The organism is Pseudomonas sp. R3-56 (genome assembly GCF_051132075.1).
In the GTDB taxonomy this organism is placed as follows: Bacteria; Pseudomonadota; Gammaproteobacteria; order Pseudomonadales; family Pseudomonadaceae; genus Aquipseudomonas.
Genome location: NZ_CP071657.1, coordinates 4,865,245 through 4,883,456, shown reverse-complemented (window position 1 = coordinate 4,883,456; position 18,212 = coordinate 4,865,245). Strand labels below are relative to the sequence as shown.

Below are 18,212 nucleotides of genomic sequence, written 5' to 3'. Positions count from 1 at the left end.
AAACAGTTGCCTGGCCGGATTGGCAACCCGAGGAGTAAGCACTAGAGTATGCGCGCGCAAAACGGGCTTGAGTCGTTCGCACATCGCTGTCGCGTTTATTACGAGGACACCGATGCCGGCGGCATCGTTTACTACGTCAATTACCTCAAGTTTATGGAACGGGCTCGAACCGAACGGCTGCGGGAACTGGGTTTTGCCCAATCCGCGCTGGCAGGGGAGGACCTGTTATTCGTCGTGCATTCCAGCGAAGCGCGCTACCACGCGCCGGCGCGACTGGACGACGAGCTGGTGGTGACTGCCGATGTCATCGAATTGAACCGCGTCAGCCTGCGCTTCAAACAGCAGGTCAGGCGGGCTGCGGATAATGTGCTGCTCTGCGAAGGGCAGTTTTTGGTGGCCTGTGTGCGCACCCATAGTTTGAAACCCCGGGCCATTCCCGAAGCTTTACGCGCGGCCTTTGCCGGCGTGAGCGGCGCGGGTACACACTCAGAGCAGGAGATAAAGCGTGGAAGCTAACGTCGTCGACCATTCCTCCATGTGGAGCCTGGTCAGCAATGCCAGCGTCGTGGTGCAACTGGTAATGCTGATCCTGGTAGCCGCATCGGTGACCTCATGGATCATGATTTTTCAGCGCAGCAACATGCTGCGTGCCGGTCGCCGTGCCCTGGAGAGCTTCGAAGAGCGCTTCTGGTCCGGCATCGACCTGTCCAAACTCTATCGCCAGGCCGGCAGCAATCCGGACCCGGATTCCGGCGTCGAGCAGATCTTCCGTGCCGGCTTCAAGGAATTCTCCCGTCTGCGCCAGCAGCCGGGCGTAGACCCTGAAGCGGTGATGGAAGGTGTGGCCCGCGCCATGCGCGTCGCCATATCCCGCGAGGAAGAAAAACTCGAACAGGGCCTGCCGTACCTGGCTACCGTCGGTTCGGTCAGTCCGTACATCGGCCTGTTCGGTACCGTGTGGGGGATCATGAACTCGTTCCGTGGGCTGGCTTCCGCCCAGCAGGCGACCCTGGCCACCGTAGCCCCGGGTATCGCCGAGGCGCTGATCGCCACCGCCATCGGCCTGTTCGCGGCGATTCCGGCCGTGATCGCCTACAACCGCTTCGCGGCTCGCAGCGAAACGCTGACCAGCCGTTACTACACCTTCGCCGATGAATTCCAGGCGATCCTGCACCGCAAAGTGCACACCAGCGAAGAATAAGCAGGTATTTCCCGATGGCTTTAATCGCTCGAGCCCGAAACAAGCGCAAGCCGGTTGCCGAGATGAACGTGGTGCCCTACATCGACGTGATGCTGGTGCTGCTGGTCATCTTCATGGTGACCGCGCCGATGCTCAATCAGGGCGTGAAGGTCGATCTGCCCAAGGTTTCCAGCGAAGCCTTGCCGCAGGACAACAACACCCAGGTCCTGACCATTTCGATCAAGGCCGACAAGACCTATTACTGGAACCTTGGCAGCGAAGTCGACACCGAGAAGCAGCAGGACCGGGCCATGACCCTGCCGCAGATGACCGATGCGGTGACCAAGATCATCAATGCCGGCAACAGCAACGGCAAGCGCACCCAGGTCTTCATTCGCGGCGACAAGACCGTCGACTACGGTGCCGTGATGGGCGCCATGGGCGGCCTGCAGAAAGCCGGGGTCGGTAATGTTGGCTTGATCACCGAGGCGCCCTGATGCAGCAACAGCGAGAGCCGTCCGCCTCGGAAAGCTACTTCTGGCCTAGTGTCCTGGCAATCGGCCTGCATGTGCTGGTATTCGGCATGCTGTTCGTCAGTTTTGCCATGACCCCGGAGCTGCCGCCGGCCAAGCCGATCGTGCAGGCGACCCTGTACCAGCTCAAATCGAAAAGCCAGGCCACCACGCAGACCAACCAGAAGCTTGCCGGCGAGGCGAAGAAATCCGCCGCGCGCCAGACCGAAGTCGAGCAGATGGAGCAGAAGAAGGTCGAGCAGGAAGCGGTGAGAGCAGCGGAACAAAAGAAAGAGGAAGCTGCTCAAAAGGCCGAAGAAGCCAAGAAGGCCGATGAGGCGAAAAAAGCGGACGAGGCCAAAAAGGCCGACGAAGCCAAGAAAGCCGACGAGGCGAAGAAAACCGCCGAAGCGAAAAAGGCAGAAGAGAAACAATTGGCTGATATAGCCAAGAAGAAAGCCGAAGAAGAAGCCAAGAAAGCCGCTGAAGAAGAGGCCAAGAAAGCGGCCGCTGAAGAAGCGAAGAAAAAGATTGTCGAGGACGCGAAGAAAAAAGCGGCCGAAGACGCCAAGAAGAAAGCTGAAGCTGAAGAGGCGAAAAAGAAAGTCGCCGAAGACGCGAAGAAGAAAGCCGCCGCCGACGCCGCCAAGAAGAAGGCCCAGGACGCAGCGCGTAAATCCGCCGAAGAGAAAAAGGCCCAGGCCCTGGCAGATTTGCTTTCCGACACGCCGGAGCGTCAGCAGGCCTTGGCCGACGAGCAGGGCGATGAAGTCGCCGGCAGCTTCGACGATCTGATTCGCGCCCGAGCGGCGGAAGGCTGGGCTCGTCCTCCTTCGGCGCGCAAAGGCATGACGGTAGTATTGCAAATCGGCATGTTGCCCGACGGTACGGTTACCTCGGTCAGCGTGGCCAAGTCCAGTGGCGATGGTCCGTTCGACGCTTCGGCGGTCGCGGCGGTCAAGAACATTGGGCGATTGACGGAAATGCAAGGAATGAAGCCGAGCGATTTTGCTCCCTATCGTTCGTTCAAGATGACATTCACACCTGAGGATCTAGCCTTGTGAGAAACCTTCTTCGATCAATGCTTGTCGTTATCTGCTGCCTGGCAGGGATAGCGGTAGCAGAGGAAAAGAACATCCTGGTCACCAGCGGCAGCGACCGTGCGACCCCGATCGCCGTCGTTCCGTTCGGTTGGCAGGGCGGCAGCGTCCTGCCGGACGACATGGCGGAAATCATCGGCAACGACCTGCGCAACTCGGGCTACTACGCGCCGATTCCGAAGCAGAACATGATCAGCCTGCCGACCCAGGCCAGCGAAGTCATCTACCGCGACTGGAAGGCTCTTGGCGCCCAGTACATCATGGTCGGCAGCATCGTTCCGGCCGGTGGCCGCCTGCAGGTGCAGTACGCCCTGTTCAACGTCGCCACCGAGCAGCAAGTGCTGACCGGCAGCGTGTCGGGCAGCGTGGACCAGTTGCGTGACATGTCCCACTACATCGCCGACCAGTCGTTCGAGAAACTTACCGGCATCAAGGGCGCGTTCTCGACCCGCATGCTCTACGTGACCGCCGAACGCTTCTCCGAGAAAAATACCCGCTACACCCTGCAGCGCTCCGACTATGACGGCGCCCGCGCGGTGACCCTGCTGCAATCGCGCGAGCCGATCCTGTCGCCGCGTTTCGCCCCCGATGGCAAGCGCATCGCCTATGTGTCGTTCGAACAGAAGCGCCCGCGCATCTTCGTCCAACACATCGACACCGGTCGCCGCGAGCAGATCACCAACTTCGAAGGCCTGAACGGCGCGCCTGCCTGGTCGCCCGACGGTACGCGGCTGGCGTTCGTGTTGTCCAAGGACGGTAATCCGGACATCTACGTGATGAACCTGGCTTCACGCTCGATCTCCCGCGTGACCAACGGCCCGGGCATCAACACCGAACCGTTCTGGGGCAAGGATGGCTCGACCATCTACTTCACCTCGGACCGTGGCGGCAAGCCGCAGATCTACAAGACCAGCGCCGGTGGCGGTGGTGCCGAGCGCGTGACGTTCGTCGGTAACTACAACGCCAACCCTAAGCTTTCGGCGGACGAAAAGACTCTGGTGATGATCCATCGCCAGGACGGTTTCACCAATTTCAAGGTGGCGGCCCAGGATTTGCAGCGCGGTAGCGTAAAAATCCTCACTGATAGCACTCTGGACGAGTCACCTACTGTTGCGCCCAACGGCACCATGGTAATCTACGCCACCCGCCAGCAGGGCCGGGGAGTCTTGATGCTCGTGTCCATTAATGGACGCGTGAGGCTCCCGCTTCCTACCGCTCAAGGCGAAGTCAGAGAACCGTCCTGGTCCCCTTACCTGAACTGACGCGGCGCAATACGTTTTACTTAACACACTGGGGTTCATTAGGAGTTTCACGATGGAAATGCTGAAGTTTGGTAAATTTGCTGCGCTGGCTCTGGCCATGGCTGTAGCTGTAGGTTGCTCGTCCAAAGGCGGCGACAACGCCGGTGAAGGCGCTGTTGATCCAAACGCTGGTTACGGCGCTAACACTGGTGCAGTTGATGGCTCCCTGAGCGAAGAAGCTGCTCTGCGCGCAATCACCACCTTCTACTTCGAATACGACAGCTCGGACCTGAAGCCAGAAGCCATGCGCGCTCTGGACGTTCACGCCAAAGACCTGAAAGCAAACGGCGCTCGCGTTGTTCTGGAAGGCAACACCGACGAACGTGGTACTCGTGAGTACAACATGGCACTGGGCGAGCGTCGTGCGAAAGCCGTTCAGCGCTACCTGGTACTGCAAGGTGTTTCCCCAGCTCAGCTGGAACTGGTTTCCTACGGCGAAGAGCGTCCAGTTGCTACCGGCAACGACGAGCAGTCCTGGGCTCAAAACCGTCGCGTCGAACTGCGTAAGTAATTCGTCATGCGAACGTGCCGTCGTGCTGTAACTGTTCTGGCTCTCAGCCTCGCGCCGCTTGCGGCGTGGGCTGCGGTTCCTGTGGTCGATAACGATGCCGGCTATAACAATAGCGGGAGCAGTTATCCGCCTGCAGGTTACGGTACGAACGGCGCCTATGCCGGGGGAGGGGTTTCGGCCCCTGTCTCGGCACAGGGCGAGCTGTTCAACCAACTGCAGCAAATGCAGGATCAACTGTCACGCCAGCAAGGCGCGATTGAAGTTCTGCAAAACGAAGTATCGCGCATGAAGCAGGAAAACCTGGAGCGATACCAGGATCTTGATCGGCGCATAGGAACCGGCGTTGCACCTGCCGCGACTCCTGAGAATTCTCCAGCCGGTGGCGACTTGAACGCCCCCGGTGCAGCCGCAGGCGCCGGGGCGAGTGCCCCGGCAGCACCTGCCGCCGGTGGCGAGCCGGCTGACCCGGCGAAGGAAAAGCTCTATTACGATGCGGCCTTCGACCTGATCAAAGCCAAGGATTTCGACAAGGCCAGCCAGGCCTTCGGCGCTTTCCTGCGTAAATACCCCAACAGTCAGTATTCGGGTAATGCCCAATACTGGCTGGGCGAAGTGAACCTGGCCAAGGGCGACCTGCAAGGCGCCGGCCAGGCGTTCGCCAAGGTCTCGCAGCTGTATCCCAAGCATGCCAAAGTGCCGGATTCGCTGTACAAGCTCGCTGATGTCGAGCGCCGCCTCGGTCATACCGACAAGGTAAAAGGCATTCTGCAGCAGGTGGTGGCCCAATATCCGGGTACCTCCGCCGCTCAGTTGGCCCAGCGCGATCTGCAACGCATGTAAGGCTGTTTGACCCGTTTTGAAGAAACCCGCGCCTGTCGCGGGTTTTTTCGTTAGAATTCACGCCCTTTTTCTGAAACACGCTTCCTGGGATCTACGCGTTGGCGGGGTTGCTTGAAGTGCCTGACGGAGGCGGACAGCCTGTTTAGCTGTTACGCCCGTGGCGACTATGCAAGACACATTGAGAATTACCGAAGTTTTTTACTCGTTGCAGGGTGAAACGCGGACGGCCGGGTTGCCCACTGTTTTTGTGCGCCTCACCGGTTGCCCGCTGCGTTGCCAGTACTGCGACAGCGCCTACGCCTTCAGCGGCGGTACCTTGCGCACCCTCGATGACCTCGTCGAACAAGTGGCGGGTTTTCGTCCGCGCTATGTTTGCGTCACTGGCGGTGAGCCATTGGCACAACCCAATGCCATCCCTTTACTCAAGCGACTGTGCGATGCCGGCTATGAGGTCTCGCTGGAGACCAGCGGCGCCTTGGATATCTCGGCTGTCGATCCGCGAGTCAGTCGTGTCGTGGACCTGAAGACCCCTGGTTCGAAGGAGGCGCATCGTAACCGCTACGAGAACATGGAGCTGTTGACGTCCAACGACCAGGTCAAATTTGTTATCTGTTCGCGGGAAGATTACGACTGGGCGGTGTCCAAGCTGATCCAGTACGGACTCGATCAGCGCGCCGGCGAGGTATTGTTCTCGCCGAGTCACCACGACCTGAACGCCCGGGATCTGGCCGACTGGGTGGTAGCGGACAACTTGCCGGTGCGCCTGCAATTGCAGCTGCATAAATATCTGTGGAACGACGAGCCGGGGCGCTGACATGACTGAACAATCAACCACTTCTGAAAAACGTGCCGTCATCCTGCTGTCCGGTGGTCTGGACTCGGCGACCGTCGTGGCGATGGCCCGTGCCGAAGGTTATCGCTGCTACACCATGAGCTTCGATTATGGCCAGCGCCACCGTGCCGAACTGCATGCTGCCGAGCGAGTGGCACGAGACCTGGGTGTGATCGAACACAAGGTGATCGGCCTGAACCTCAACGGCATCGGCGGTTCGGCGTTGACCGACAGTTCCATCGACGTACCCGAAGCACCGAGCGAGGGGATTCCGGTGACCTACGTGCCGGCGCGCAATACCGTGTTCCTGTCCCTGGCGTTGGGCTGGGCCGAAGTACTGGGGGCGCGTGACATCTTCATTGGTGTCAATGCGGTGGATTATTCCGGTTATCCGGATTGCCGCCCGGAGTTCGTCGAAGCCTTCGAGCGTATGGCCAACCTGGCGACCAAGGCCGGTGTAGAAGGGCAAGGCTTCCGTATCCAGGCGCCGCTGCAAAATCTCAGCAAGGCTGACATTGTCAAGGCGGGGGTGAGGCTGGGCGTGGACTACGGCCTTACCGTCTCGTGCTATCAGGCCGATGATCAAGGGCGTGCTTGTGGCAAGTGCGACAGCTGCCGTCTGCGTGCTGAAGGCTTCGCGGCAGCCGGCGTGAGCGATCCAACCCCTTATTTTTGATTTATTTCAAATTAAGTGTTGAATAGTCCTTAGAAATCAGTATTATACGCGCCACCACACAGAGGGTCGTTAGCTCAGTTGGTAGAGCAGTTGGCTTTTAACCAATTGGTCGTAGGTTCGAATCCCACACGACCCACCATTTTCTGTAGTTTTAAAAGTCTGGAAGGCCCACGTAAGTGAGGATTTCCGGATTTTTTTTTGCCTGGAATAAAGTATCCCCCCGCGCAGAAGCGAGGAGCCAGGTGCTGCGGCTGGACGGTCGCAGAGCGGACGCATGCCAGCTCTGCGACGAGTAGCGCGAGCGATACGCTATGACCTGACCTGGTCTGGCGCTTTCTTCTCGCCCCAAGCGGAGCGATGGATACCTGGAACCAGCACTTCCCAACCTAGCCAACGTCCTGCGTGGATTTGCCATGATGGTACCCGGCAGGACCATTCATTTGGCGCCTTCCTGGCGAATGCCGGCAACAGGGGTTTTCGTACGACTTTGCTGTTGAGCGTGCTGACACAGAACTTCGAATAGTTTTTCAGCTCCTTGAGTTCAAGCGACAGCATGTCTTTTGGGCACAGCAGCAGTACGTCCCCAAAGGAATACAACTGGAACGCCTCGACTTCTATTTTTTTCGCGGCAACCTGACGTGTTTTCCACAGGGTGGCGCTCAGGTCCTGCAGCTCCATGTCTTCTGGCAACGCATATCGTTCTGCCGTTTTTTGCCGGACTGACAAGCCTTCGGCCGCGATGTAGGTAATGTGGCTCAAACTGCCTGGTGAAAGCATTGTGAAGGCGCAGAAGGCGAGGATCATTGCCATCAGGCCATTGAAGGTACGCCTGTAGATGTCCCCCTTGAAACAATAAAAGATGATGACTGGCAGCAGGGTGAAGATGAGTGTCAACCAAGACAGACCCGCCACGTAGGGGACGGTGTCCGGCGTTTCCCTCTCCATATACGAACGTATCGTCAACAGGATTGGAAAAGCGGCGAAGATCACAGTGACAAATATGGAGAGCGAGAGCAGGGAGACGAGCCAGAATCCTTTGCGAGCCCATACCCATGACCATAGCCGCTGGCATTCTCCTGTCATCCGTAGCCACGTTGGCGTCGTCCTGTTTTTGAGTGCCTGCCACGAATCAGTAAGCCGTTTTGGCAGCCGGACCTTCGGGGCGCGGGCTGCCTTCTGCGGCTTTTGTTTTTTTTGCTTTATCTGCTGATGGTGCGCCAGGCGTTTCAGGCGGGTTCGATCCAGCCTGGCTTGGACAAGGATGCTTTTCCTGATGACTTTTTTGAACGGCGTGAAGGCGTACATGAGAAAGCACGCAACGAAGACGACCACCAGTAACGCCGCGAATGTCGCCCATGCGTTTAATGCGGGCAGGAAGAAAGTGGTCAGGATAAATGCGCTAAATCCAACCACAGTGGGGAACGCCAGATAAAAAACGATCCTCGGCTGGTTATCCTTCAGGTTTGAAAACAGCGAAACCGAGCAGCCGAACATCCAGGTTGTTGCTCCGAGGATGAACAGGTACGAAAGCATCAGCAGTAAAACCAGTACGACCCAGACCAACAGTGCGGACTTCACATCGATGGACGGCATGAACAGATCGATTCGTCCAATCGTGCGGGTATAGAGATACAGTGTGATGAACCCTAGCCCTGTTGCGAGCAGGCCCAAGGTGACTGTGATCTGGGTCCAATAGGAAAGAATGCGTCTGACGGTGTGCTTGAGTACTTCTGCGAAGGTTCTGTCAGGTCTGACGGACAAGGCGTAGCTCCCTTACAAGGTAAAATTCCTGGCAGGTATAGTAGCGCCAGGAAGCGAGAGCTAAAGCTTCAACCTGTAAATCTCCTACCTGAAATCGTTAGCGGATGTGCTTTGCGTAATGTTTCGGGTCCAGGCGCAATACCATAACCATCATCAGCGCGATGACCGCCACGAGCGACCACCAAGCCCATTCGAAACTCCCCAGCCGGTCGCGGATCATCCCGGCAATCAGCGGCGACAGCCCGGCGATGAGGTAGCCGATGCCCTGCACGAATGCAGTGAGCCCCCCGGCGCGGCGTGGGTTGTCCAGGTGATCGAGGGAGACGATCAGGCTCATGGGGAACAGCCCGCCGATACCCAGCCCCAACAGGCTCGGCCATAACAGGCTGAGGCGCTCCGGATTGAGAATCAGGCCGCAGAAGCCGACCATGATCATGGCCAGTAGAACGACCAGGATTTTACGTTTGTCCTGCCTGCGGTTGGCGATCGCTGGAGTGATGAGGCCGGACAACACCTCCATCGTCGTGAGAAATCCCAGCAGCAGACCGGCGTGCTGTTCGCTCCAGCCTTTTTCCACGTAATACGGTGCCAGCCAGGCCAGTACGCAGGTATAGGAGGCGGTGCCCAAGCAAAAAAAAATCGCTAGCAGCCAGGCCCGGGCGTTGCCGAAAAACGCTTGGTGGCGCTGGGATGCGGCTTGGGGCAGGGGCATGACGCTCCAGCGTTGGACCCACCAGCAGCCCAAGGCGACCAGCGCCAGCAAGGCCCAGATCGCCAGGCCGATGCGCCAACTGCCGGTCTGCGCCAGGACAAAGGGTGAAAACGAGGCGGCAAGCGCCGCGCCGCCCATGATTGAGGTGACATACAAGCCCATCAGCAGCGAGACGCTGTCGGCGAAGCGCGCCTTGATCAGTGCGGGCATCACGGCCTGGATCAAGGCGATTCCGAGCCCGGCCACCACCGCGCTGGTGACCAACCCGGCGGCGCTGTCCAGATACAAGCGCGATGCCGTGGCGGTACCAATGATCAGCAGCGACAGGACGACGGTACGGTGTTCACCGATGCGCAGGGCGATGCGCATGCCCAGGAACATGGCCACGCCCATCGCCATGACGGGCAGCATGGTCAGCAGTGAAGCGCTGCTGAAACTCAGGGGCACCGCGCCGCGAATGGCTGACAGCAGCGGCCCGACCGCGGCCATCGAGGGCCGCAGGTTCAGCGCTACCAGCACGATACTGACCATCAGCCAGACGGCGCGGGTGCCAGAGGTTTGGATGTTTTCCATGATGGGGCCTTGCTAAGACAAAGCACATTTAGGCTACGGCGGCCTGCATTGGGCAAACTGAAAAACGGCGGGACTTATCGAATAATCAAATGCCGCACCCAGTCGCCCTTCGTGGCGAGGGAGCTTGCTCCCGCTGGGCTGCGAAGCAGACCTGAAAAAGAATGGGCGCGATGCATCTGGGGGGAGCGAGTGCGGCGGTTTTGGGGCGGCTTCGCCCCCCAGCGGGAGCGAGCTCCCTCGCCACGGGTTCGGTGAGTGCCGTGAGAGGGGCTTTATTCCATCCCTGGGCTTAACGTCCCCAGCCACGCCACCAATCCAAGGATAACCACCGCTACACAAAGCTCCAGCAGCATGCTGCGCCGCAGGGCCCTCACCGCGGCTCGGTGCTCGCCGGTCTGCCGGGCCTGTTCCAGCAGCGGGCCCAGGTGAAAACGGTTCAGCGCGGCGAACCCCAGCATGGCCAGGAACAGGCCGAGTTTCAGCACCAGCAGCTGACCATAGGTGCTGTCGAGTAACCCCGCGACGTTTGGGCCGACGATGAACAGATAATTGGCGACTCCTGTCACCGCGATGACTGCCACAATTACCGCACCGGCCGTGGCAAATCCGCTCAGGGTCCGGGCCAGTACCGCCAGCTGAGGTTCGGCCTGCCGAAGCAGCAGGGCAAACGCGGCCAAGGCTCCGACCCAGCCACCCGCTGCCCACAGGTGCAGGAAGTCGCTGATGAAATGCCAGCTCCGGCGTGCGCCTTCGTCCATGGCGCCGTGCCCCGCCCAGGCCAGCGTCGCCAGAGCCACGGCTCCGCCCAGCATGGCCAGGACCAGGCTGACGGTTGGCGAGCGGCTATCAAGCGTCACCGCGAAACCGGCCAGCAACAACGCCGCCATGCGCAGCGTCCAGCTCAGACCGACATCGGTTTCCAGCACCATCATTTCGAAGTGCGGCCACAGCTCCGCCCACTCCGAAGCTCCGCTCATGGCCCAGGTCATGCACGCCATGGCGCCCAGGGAAAGCAACATCCCAAGCACGGCCGTGGTCGCCAGCAACGACGCGAAAGGCAACACCGCGCCTGACGCCCGCTCCCGACCTCGCAGGCTGTAAAGGCCAAACGCAGCCAGGCCGAACAGCAACATCAGATCCAGGTAGAGGGCAAAGCGCAGCGCGATGTTGATCGAGTCGCTCGTCAACTCACTTCACCTTGAACGTGATATTGCCGGTGATCGGGTGCGTGTCTGACGATACCGCGCGCCACTGCACCTGGTAGGTGCCGGCGGTGAGAGGCGCATGGGGAGTAATGACCATGGTTTTCGGATCATCGCTGCCGGAAACCTTGGCTGGCACGGGCATTGGTGCGTGCGCCGACATGCCGGGCATCCCGGTCATAATCAGCTTGGCGCCGGAAAATTGGGTCACGAGATTTTCGGAAAAGTGCAGCTCGATCTTCGCTGGCGATGCCCCCTCAGCGCCTTCGGCGGGGCTGGAGGAGAGCAGTTTCGGATGGGCCTGGGCCAGGCCACTGGCCAACAGGCCGGTGGACAGCGCGGCGGCCATGACAGCGGTTTTGATGAATGACATGCAGGACTCCTACAGCTTGTTTTTCAGTGATTGATGGAGCAGGGCCAATGCCTCAGAACCACAGGCGCACACCTACGACCAGGCGTGCCTCGCTGCGGTCTTCGCCTTCGTCCCGGGCGTAGTCGGCGGTGTTGCCGTAGACGCGGTTCCAGGTCACGCCAACGTACGGGGCGAACTCACGGCGGATTTCGTAGCGCAGCCGCAGCCCCACTTCGGTGTCGGACAACCCCGAGCCGACGCCCCGATCAGGGTCATTCTTGCCGTAGAAGTTGGCTTCGGCGGTGGGCTGCAGAATCAGCCGATTGGTCAGCAGAATGTCGTAGTCGCCCTCCAGGCGCGCCGCGCTCCGGCCATCTTCACCGATGAAGGTGGTGGCCTCGGCTTCGAAGTTGTACAGCGCCATGCCTTGTACGCCGAATGCTGCCCAGGTCTGTGAGTCGCCTGGCTTGAAGTCCTGGCGCACGCCGGCCACCACATCCCACCAAGGGCTGATGGCATGGCCCCAGAGGGCCTGGAGTTCGGCTTCTTCGGTCTTGCCATGGGTGCGCTCGCCTTCGGAGCGCAGCCACAAGCGGTCGATGTCGCCGCCGATCCAGCCGGAGGCATCCCAGCTAAGGGCGCTGCCGTCATCGGCGTCTTGCCACTCCAGCTGGTCGATCAGGAAGAACGAGTTGATGGCGCTGTCGTGCACCGCGTGGCCGCCATGGTCTTCATAGACGGCGGCGCGGTCAGCTGCGGTCAGTTCAGGGATCGGTGTGCGACTGCTGGTGGGCGCGGCTTGCATGGAATCCATGCCCTGCATCGAGTCCATGCCTTGCATCTGGCTGTGGTCCATACCCGGCATCTGGCTGTGATCCATGCCGTGCATTGTGTCGCTTGCTGCCCAGGCTGACAGGCTGGTGCCGAGGGCAAGCACAGCCACGGGCAGGGTGGGGGATTTAAACAGGCTGATCATGGTCGGCTCCTCATTCCTGCACCCGGACTTCGCGGAACATGCCCATTTCCATGTGAAACAGCAGGTGGCAGTGATAGGCCCAGCGGCCAAGCGCGTCGGCGGTCACTCGATAGCTGCGCCTGGAACCGGGCGGTACGTCGATGGTGTGCTTGCGCACCATGAACTGGCCGTTTTCGTCTTCCAGGTCGCTCCACATGCCGTGCAGGTGGATGGGGTGGGTCATCATGGTGTCGTTGATCAAGACGATGCGCAGGCGCTCGCCGTACTTGAGCAGCAGCGGCGCGGCGTCGCTGAACTTCACGCCGTTGAACGACCAGACGAATTTTTCCATGTGCCCGGTCAGGTGCAGCTCGATCGTGCGGCCCGGCTCGCGGCCGTCGGGGTCGGCAAAGGTGCTGCGCAGGTCCGCGTAGGTCAGCACTTTGCGGCCATTGTTGCGCAGGCCCATGCCTGGGTCGTCGAGCTTGGGTTTGACGCTCATGGCCTGCATGTCAACCAACGGATTGTCGTTCTCCGTTTCGGGATGGGTTTGCATCCCGCCCATACCTGGCATGGTGCCGTGGTCCATGCCGGTCATGTCATCCATGCCCTGCATCTGGCTATGGTCCATGCCCCGCATTGATCCGTGATCCATGCCGGCCATGCCCATGTCGTCCATGGTCACCAGTGGCCGAGGGTCCAGGGGCGGTACCGGCGCCGCCAATCCGGCCCGGGTCGCGAGGGTGCCGCGGGCGTAGCCGGTGCGGTCCATGGACTGGGCGAACAGGGTGTAGGCTTGCTGCGTCGGCTCGATGATGACGTCGTAGGTTTCCGCCACGGCGATTCGGAACTCATCGACGCTCACCGGTTTGACGTACTGGCCATCAGAGGCCACGACGGTCATTTTCAGGCCGGGGATACGCACATCGAAATAGGTCATCGACGAGCCATTGATGAAACGCAAGCGGATGCGTTCACCCGGCTTGAACAGGCCGGTCCAGTTCGTGTCCGGTGCCTGGCCGTTCATGAGATAGGTGTAGGTGGCGCCACTGACGTCGGCAAGGTCGGTGGGATTCATCTTCATCTCGGCCCACATCTTGCGATCGGCCACGGTGGCAGCCCAGCCGTTCTTGCCGACATCGTCGATGAAGTCGCCGACCGTGCGTTTGTTGTAGTTGTAGTAGTCCGATTGTTTCTTCAGCTTGCGGATGATTTGGGTAGGGTCCTCATCGCTCCAGTCGGTGAGCATGACCACGTAGTCCCGCTCATACTGGAAAGGCTCGGGTTCCCTGGCGTCTATGACCAGCGGGCCATAGACCCCGGATTGCTCCTGGAAGCCGGAATGGCTGTGGTACCAGTAGGTGCCGTTCTGCCGGACCTTGAACTGGTAGACATACAGACCGCCGGGCTCGATGCCTTTGAAGCTCAGCCCGGGGACGCCGTCCATGTTGGCCGGCAGGAGGATGCCGTGCCAATGAATCGAAGTGCTGTCTTGCAGGCGATTGCGTACGCGCAAGGTCACGGTGTCGCCCTCCCGCCAGCGCAGCAACGGGCCGGGGATACCGCCGTTGATGGTCTGGGCGGTGCGCGGGTTGCCGGTGAAATTGACCGGGCTTTCGCCGATGAACAGGTCGAATTCGGTGCCGCTCAGTACGTTGGGCTGGCCCGGGCTGGCAATCGCCCAGACGGGCGAGCGCCACAAGCCCAGGCCACCAAGGATGCCGCCGGCAGTCAGGCCCTTGACGAAGGTTCGCCGGGAAGTTTTCGATTGCATGACGTTTGAAAATCCATCGCTCGATTCAAAGCAGGCACAGGAGCTGGCCCCTGTGCGGGTTGAAAAGAAGATGACACAGCCGGACGCGGCGGGTGATTACATTTCAGTCAGCTTGGCACCACGAGGGAACGGGTGCGTTGCAGTGGCCGGGCACAGGTCAGAATGATCTTTTGCAACGGCGGGATATTCTGTAGCCTTGCCGGCTTCATGCTGTCCCGTGCCTGATTGATACCCACTTTCCCGGCGGTACCCGAGTGGTCCGGAGCCGGGTGTATACTCGACTTTCGCGCAAAACGCGCCCATAGGTCTTGCGAACATGACGCAGATTTCCGAACGCCTTCTGGTCCAGGCCCACCTCGATGCCAAGCAGCCCAAGCCGCTGACGGCCGAGCAAGAAGCCTGGTACCGCGCCGCCATCGCCGCCGAGCTCAAGGCTCAGGACGCGGTGCTGGTTGCGCATTTTTACTGTGACCCGATCATCCAGGCCCTGGCCGAGGAGACCGGGGGCTGTGTTTCCGACTCCCTGGAAATGGCCCGCTTCGGCAACGCCCATCCGGCCAAGACTGTGGTGGTGGCCGGGGTCAAGTTCATGGGCGAGACCGCGAAGATCCTCAACCCTGAAAAACGCGTGCTGATGCCGACCCTGGAAGCCACCTGCTCCTTGGACCTGGGCTGCCCGGTGGATGAGTTCTCGGCGTTCTGCGACCAGCATCCGGAGCGCACCGTGGTGGTCTACGCCAACACTTCGGCGGCGGTAAAGGCCCGGGCCGACTGGGTCGTGACGTCCAGCTGCGCACTGGAGATCGTCGAGAGCCTGATGGACAACGGCGAGACGATCATCTGGGGCCCGGACAAGCACCTGGGGACCTACATCCAGCGCAAGACCGGCGCCGACATGCTGCTCTGGGACGGTGCCTGCATCGTCCACGAAGAGTTCAAGTCCAAGCAACTGGAAGACATGAAGGCGCTGTACCCGGACGCCGCGATCCTGGTGCACCCGGAGTCGCCGACCTCGGTGATCGAGCTGGCGGATGCCGTGGGCTCCACCAGTCAGTTGATCGCTGCGGCGCAAAGCTTGCCGAACAAGACGCTGATCGTCGCCACCGACCGCGGCATCTTCTACAAGATGCAGCAGCTGTGCCCCGACAAAGTCTTCATCGAAGCTCCCACGGCCGGCAACGGCGCGGCGTGCCGCAGTTGCGCGCATTGCCCGTGGATGGCGATGAACACCCTGGAGCGCACACTCCAGGCGCTGAAGGACGGCAGCAACGAGATCCTCGTCGACCCGGCCTTGATCCCCCAGGCGATCCGCCCGCTCAAGCGCATGCTGGACTTCACCCAGGCAGCGCGGATGAAATTGGCGGGGAATGCCTGATTCCGGGAGTCTTGAGACCTCTGAAGGGCTTGAAGCTTTGAGAGGTATTGAGACCTGAGAAACCTTCGTGGCGAGGGAGCTTGCTCCCGCTGGGCTGCGAAGCAGCCCCCTCCTGCCAGCACCGCATATCTTCAGATAAACCAAACAGGCCTTTTACGACTGCTGCGCAGCCGAGCGGGAGCAAGCTCCCTCGCCACGAGACCAGTGGTTGTTCCTTTACTTGGTTTTCTTGGGAATCCGCACCAGTTGCGTATCCGAGTAGATGTCATGCCAGCCGCGCTTGCGCTTGTCGAACAGCGCCCAGATAAAGCCCAGCCCCAGCAACAGCAACGACGCAATCGACACCACGAACCGCAACAGCGCCTGCCACAGGCTGATGGCGGTGCCGTCGGCATTCTGCACGCGAATACACCAGACTTGCATGCCCAGGGTCTGGCCGTTGTGGGTCCAGAACTTGGCGAAGAAACCGAACAGCACGAAGAGCAATACGGTGGACAGCAGCGGGTCACCGTCCAATGCTCCGGCGTCGGTGAGGGCGCGCATCTTTTCTTCGCCGATGATCGCCATCTGGATCATCTTGTAGACGCCGCCGGTCACGATCAGCAGTGCCGTGCACAGCAGGAAGTCATAAAACATCGCTGCCAGGCGACGGCCCAGGCCGACGGGTGGAAAATCGCCCTGGGGAGTGAGCAGGTGTTTCGGCATGACGGCCTCGGCTGAAAAAAGAAGCCATTTTACGGATTTGCGCCCATAAAAAAGCCCCTGATATCAATCAGGGGCTTTTTAGTTTGCGAAAGCCTCAGGCCTCGGCTTGAACCTCGTCAGCCTGCATGCCTTTCTGGCCCTGCACAGCGACGAAAGTGACTTTCTGGCCTTCTTTCAGGCTCTTGAAGCCGTTGCCCTGGATGGCGCGGAAGTGCACGAACAGGTCCGGACCGCTTTCAGGGGTGATGAAACCAAAACCTTTTTCGTCGTTGAACCACTTGACGGTACCGCTCTGACGATCAGCCATTTTCTTATTTCCTTGACGCTAAATTAATGACAGCCTCTTTCAACGCGAAAGAGTACTGGGGCTGGGTTGCAGGAAAGTAAGATGACGTCGAACGGGATGTAGCTAACTTCGTAGGCTACTGCCCAGGTCACGATCCAAGCGACCCATGCAAACACAGTGACGAAACTCTACGCCAACTTCCGATGAAAAAACAACCCCCCTCAAGGGGCCCGGATTTGCTCAGCTTGCTGGCGATTTAGATGTTTCGCTGGGGAAGGCTTATTCGAAAGGCTAGTCCAATAGTTCCGCGACGTTATAAGCCCGGTTGAATATCAAACATGCACCTTTTTATGGCGGTTGCGTTACACATTAGTGCACGTTTAACGCAACCGCGTTACTTATAGAAACAGCCAATCAACCGCGGTAGTAGCGCTGTGCAACAAATGGCATTTTGCTTACAAGCATGGGCACCTTTTTCCCACGCACAATGGCCCAGACCGGTGTATTCAATGCCATTTGGGCGCTGTCCAGATAGCCCATGGCCAACGGACCGCCCAGCGTCGGGCCGAAACCGCCGCTGCATACGGTGCCGATGGTCTCGCCAGCTTCGTTGACGATCTCCGCGCCTTCGCGCACCGGTGTGCGTTCCTGGGGCAGCAGGCCGACGCGTTTGCGGCTGACGCCGCTCTGTTGTTGGGCGAAGATGGTCTCAGCCCCGGGGAACCCACCGGCGCGGGCACCGTCGGCACGGCGTACTTTGGAAATGGCCCAGAGCAGGCTGGCTTCGATCGGCGTGGTCGCGGTGTTCATGTCGTGGCCGTAAAGGCACAGGCCGGCCTCCAGGCGCAGGGAGTCGCGGGCACCGAGGCCAATGGCCGCGACTTCCGGTTCGGCCAGCAGGGCGCGGGCGAGTTTCTCTGCGTCGGCGGCTGGCACGGAAATTTCGAAACCGTCTTCGCCGGTGTAGCCCGAACGGCTGACAAAACAATCCACGCCCAGCAGCGTCACGCGCTGGAACTGCATGAAGGTCATTTTCGCCACGTCCGGCGCCCGGCGCGCGAGTACGCTGACGGCGGCCGGGCCTTGCAGGGCGAGCAGGGCGCGGGCTTCGAACAGCGGTTCGATGCTGCACCGGTCGCCGATTTTCGCTTGCAGGTGGGCCAGGTCCTGATGCTTGCAGGCGGCGTTGATCACCAGGATCAGTTCGTCATTGCCCAGGTTGGCGACCATCAGGTCGTCAAGGATGCCGCCGTTATCGTTGGTGAACATGGCGTAGCGCTGCATGCCCACCGGCAGGTCGATGATGTCCACCGGCACCAGTGTCTCCAGGGCTTTGGCGGCATCGGCGCCGGTCAGGCGGATCTGGCCCATGTGGGACACATCGAACAGCCCGGCCTGATCACGGGTGTGCTGGTGTTCTTTCATGACGCCCAGCGGGTATTGCACGGGCATGTCGTAGCCGGCAAATGGCACCATGCGCGCGCCCAGCTCAAGGTGCAGCGCGTGCAGCGGGGTTTTCAACAATTGTTCGGTGGACATATCAGCTCCTGGAAAATGAAAGTGGC

The 18,212-nt window shown here is 60.2% G+C and carries 19 protein-coding genes and 1 tRNA gene; 11 read left to right on the top strand and 9 right to left on the bottom strand.

All coding sequences use genetic code 11. From position 1 onward, the window contains the following. Positions 1-48: 48 nt before the first annotated feature. The 10 genes from ybgC to J3P96_RS22195 all read left to right on the top strand — a co-directional run bounded on the left by ybgC (position 49) and on the right by J3P96_RS22195 (position 7,091). The gene (gene ybgC, locus J3P96_RS22240) at positions 49-516 is read left to right on the top strand and encodes a tol-pal system-associated acyl-CoA thioesterase (RefSeq protein ID WP_030140799.1); all 468 of its coding nucleotides are present in this window, start codon (positions 49-51) and stop codon (positions 514-516) included. Beyond that, a complete protein-coding gene (gene tolQ, locus J3P96_RS22235; protein ID WP_305496399.1) occupies positions 506-1,201 on the top strand; it encodes a protein TolQ in 696 nt (231 codons plus the stop codon). Before ybgC ends, tolQ begins: the two co-directional genes overlap by 11 nt. 23 nt (positions 1,202-1,224) lie before the next feature. Further along, a complete protein-coding gene (gene tolR, locus J3P96_RS22230) occupies positions 1,225-1,677 on the top strand; it encodes a protein TolR (protein ID WP_162254906.1) in 453 nt (150 codons plus the stop codon). Further along, on the top strand, positions 1,677-2,756 hold the full coding sequence (tolA, locus tag J3P96_RS22225; protein ID WP_186611664.1) for a cell envelope integrity protein TolA: 1,080 nt from the start codon (positions 1,677-1,679) through the stop codon (positions 2,754-2,756). Before tolR ends, tolA begins: the two co-directional genes overlap by 1 nt. Further along, positions 2,753-4,054, top strand: coding sequence for a Tol-Pal system beta propeller repeat protein TolB (gene tolB / locus J3P96_RS22220; RefSeq protein WP_370870988.1), 1,302 nt, complete (start codon positions 2,753-2,755; stop codon positions 4,052-4,054). Before tolA ends, tolB begins: the two co-directional genes overlap by 4 nt. A gap of 52 nt (positions 4,055-4,106) precedes the next feature. Then, entirely contained in the window at positions 4,107-4,604 is a 498-nt protein-coding gene (gene pal / locus J3P96_RS22215) for a peptidoglycan-associated lipoprotein Pal (RefSeq protein WP_003178634.1), read from the top strand. A gap of 6 nt (positions 4,605-4,610) precedes the next feature. Further along, complete coding sequence (gene ybgF, locus J3P96_RS22210; RefSeq protein ID WP_434569627.1) at positions 4,611-5,444, top strand: tol-pal system protein YbgF; 834 nt, start codon at positions 4,611-4,613, stop codon at positions 5,442-5,444. Positions 5,445-5,610: 166 nt separating this feature from the next. After that, positions 5,611-6,258: a 7-carboxy-7-deazaguanine synthase QueE gene (gene queE / locus J3P96_RS22205; protein WP_434602956.1), complete on the top strand. Its 648-nt coding sequence runs from the start codon at positions 5,611-5,613 to the stop codon at positions 6,256-6,258. A 1-nt stretch (position 6,259) separates the two neighbouring features. Further along, the gene (queC, locus tag J3P96_RS22200) at positions 6,260-6,952 is read left to right on the top strand and encodes a 7-cyano-7-deazaguanine synthase QueC (RefSeq protein ID WP_434602957.1); all 693 of its coding nucleotides are present in this window, start codon (positions 6,260-6,262) and stop codon (positions 6,950-6,952) included. A 63-nt stretch (positions 6,953-7,015) separates the two neighbouring features. Next, a tRNA-Lys gene (locus J3P96_RS22195) sits at positions 7,016-7,091 on the top strand. Between the two features lie 170 nt (positions 7,092-7,261). On the opposite strand, the gene J3P96_RS22190 is transcribed toward J3P96_RS22195, so the two are convergent. The 6 genes from J3P96_RS22190 to J3P96_RS22165 form a co-directional block, all read right to left on the bottom strand. Continuing rightward, on the bottom strand, positions 7,262-8,713 hold the full coding sequence (locus J3P96_RS22190; RefSeq protein WP_434653526.1) for a hypothetical protein: 1,452 nt from the start codon (positions 8,711-8,713) through the stop codon (positions 7,262-7,264). Positions 8,714-8,810: 97 nt separating this feature from the next. Then, a complete protein-coding gene (locus J3P96_RS22185; protein WP_434653525.1) occupies positions 8,811-9,998 on the bottom strand; it encodes a cyanate transporter in 1,188 nt (395 codons plus the stop codon). Positions 9,999-10,270: 272 nt separating this feature from the next. Then, the gene (gene copD / locus J3P96_RS22180) at positions 10,271-11,131 is read right to left on the bottom strand and encodes a copper homeostasis membrane protein CopD (RefSeq protein ID WP_434658294.1); all 861 of its coding nucleotides are present in this window, start codon (positions 11,129-11,131) and stop codon (positions 10,271-10,273) included. Between the two features lie 55 nt (positions 11,132-11,186). Next, the gene (gene copC / locus J3P96_RS22175) at positions 11,187-11,573 is read right to left on the bottom strand and encodes a copper homeostasis periplasmic binding protein CopC (RefSeq protein ID WP_434653524.1); all 387 of its coding nucleotides are present in this window, start codon (positions 11,571-11,573) and stop codon (positions 11,187-11,189) included. 52 nt (positions 11,574-11,625) lie between these two features. Then, positions 11,626-12,528 carry a copper resistance protein B gene (locus J3P96_RS22170; protein WP_434653523.1) on the bottom strand — a complete coding sequence of 301 codons (903 nt, stop codon included), beginning with the start codon at positions 12,526-12,528 and terminating at the stop codon, positions 11,626-11,628. A gap of 10 nt (positions 12,529-12,538) precedes the next feature. Then, entirely contained in the window at positions 12,539-14,281 is a 1,743-nt protein-coding gene (locus J3P96_RS22165) for a copper resistance system multicopper oxidase (RefSeq protein ID WP_434653522.1), read from the bottom strand. Positions 14,282-14,597: 316 nt separating this feature from the next. Between J3P96_RS22165 and nadA the strand changes: the two genes are divergently transcribed. Then, positions 14,598-15,656 (top strand): quinolinate synthase NadA, encoded by a 1,059-nt coding sequence (nadA, locus tag J3P96_RS22160; protein ID WP_434653521.1) that lies wholly within the window; start codon positions 14,598-14,600, stop codon positions 15,654-15,656. A 216-nt stretch (positions 15,657-15,872) separates the two neighbouring features. On the opposite strand, the gene J3P96_RS22155 is transcribed toward nadA, so the two are convergent. The 3 genes from J3P96_RS22155 to gcvT all read right to left on the bottom strand — a co-directional run bounded on the left by J3P96_RS22155 (position 15,873) and on the right by gcvT (position 18,186). Continuing rightward, complete coding sequence (locus J3P96_RS22155) at positions 15,873-16,361, bottom strand: RDD family protein (RefSeq protein ID WP_434569619.1); 489 nt, start codon at positions 16,359-16,361, stop codon at positions 15,873-15,875. A 94-nt stretch (positions 16,362-16,455) separates the two neighbouring features. After that, positions 16,456-16,668 carry a cold-shock protein gene (locus tag J3P96_RS22150; protein ID WP_002552288.1) on the bottom strand — a complete coding sequence of 71 codons (213 nt, stop codon included), beginning with the start codon at positions 16,666-16,668 and terminating at the stop codon, positions 16,456-16,458. A 393-nt stretch (positions 16,669-17,061) separates the two neighbouring features. After that, positions 17,062-18,186, bottom strand: a complete 1,125-nt coding sequence (gene gcvT, locus J3P96_RS22145; RefSeq protein ID WP_434653520.1) for a glycine cleavage system aminomethyltransferase GcvT — start codon at positions 18,184-18,186, stop codon at positions 17,062-17,064. Between the last annotated feature and the right edge of the window lie 26 nt (positions 18,187-18,212).

Bases quoted from the DNA above. Each gene is read 5' to 3' on its own strand.
- ybgC (WP_030140799.1), top strand. From the start codon at position 49: ATGCGCGCGCAAAACGGGCTTGAGTCGTTCGCACATCGCTGTCGCGTT.
- tolA (WP_186611664.1), top strand. From the start codon at position 1,677: ATGCAGCAACAGCGAGAGCCGTCCGCCTCGGAAAGCTACTTCTGGCCT.
- pal (WP_003178634.1), top strand. From the start codon at position 4,107: ATGGAAATGCTGAAGTTTGGTAAATTTGCTGCGCTGGCTCTGGCCATG.
- ybgF (WP_434569627.1), top strand. From the start codon at position 4,611: ATGCGAACGTGCCGTCGTGCTGTAACTGTTCTGGCTCTCAGCCTCGCG.
- queE (WP_434602956.1), top strand. From the start codon at position 5,611: ATGCAAGACACATTGAGAATTACCGAAGTTTTTTACTCGTTGCAGGGT.
- queC (WP_434602957.1), top strand. From the start codon at position 6,260: ATGACTGAACAATCAACCACTTCTGAAAAACGTGCCGTCATCCTGCTG.
- J3P96_RS22185 (WP_434653525.1), bottom strand. From the start codon at position 9,998: ATGGAAAACATCCAAACCTCTGGCACCCGCGCCGTCTGGCTGATGGTC.
- copD (WP_434658294.1), bottom strand. From the start codon at position 11,131: ATGTTGCTGTTCGGCCTGGCTGCGTTTGGCCTTTACAGCCTGCGAGGT.
- copC (WP_434653524.1), bottom strand. From the start codon at position 11,573: ATGTCATTCATCAAAACCGCTGTCATGGCCGCCGCGCTGTCCACCGGC.
- J3P96_RS22170 (WP_434653523.1), bottom strand. From the start codon at position 12,528: ATGATCAGCCTGTTTAAATCCCCCACCCTGCCCGTGGCTGTGCTTGCC.
- J3P96_RS22165 (WP_434653522.1), bottom strand. From the start codon at position 14,281: ATGCAATCGAAAACTTCCCGGCGAACCTTCGTCAAGGGCCTGACTGCC.
- nadA (WP_434653521.1), top strand. From the start codon at position 14,598: ATGACGCAGATTTCCGAACGCCTTCTGGTCCAGGCCCACCTCGATGCC.
- J3P96_RS22155 (WP_434569619.1), bottom strand. From the start codon at position 16,361: ATGCCGAAACACCTGCTCACTCCCCAGGGCGATTTTCCACCCGTCGGC.
- J3P96_RS22150 (WP_002552288.1), bottom strand. From the start codon at position 16,668: ATGGCTGATCGTCAGAGCGGTACCGTCAAGTGGTTCAACGACGAAAAA.
- gcvT (WP_434653520.1), bottom strand. From the start codon at position 18,186: ATGTCCACCGAACAATTGTTGAAAACCCCGCTGCACGCGCTGCACCTT.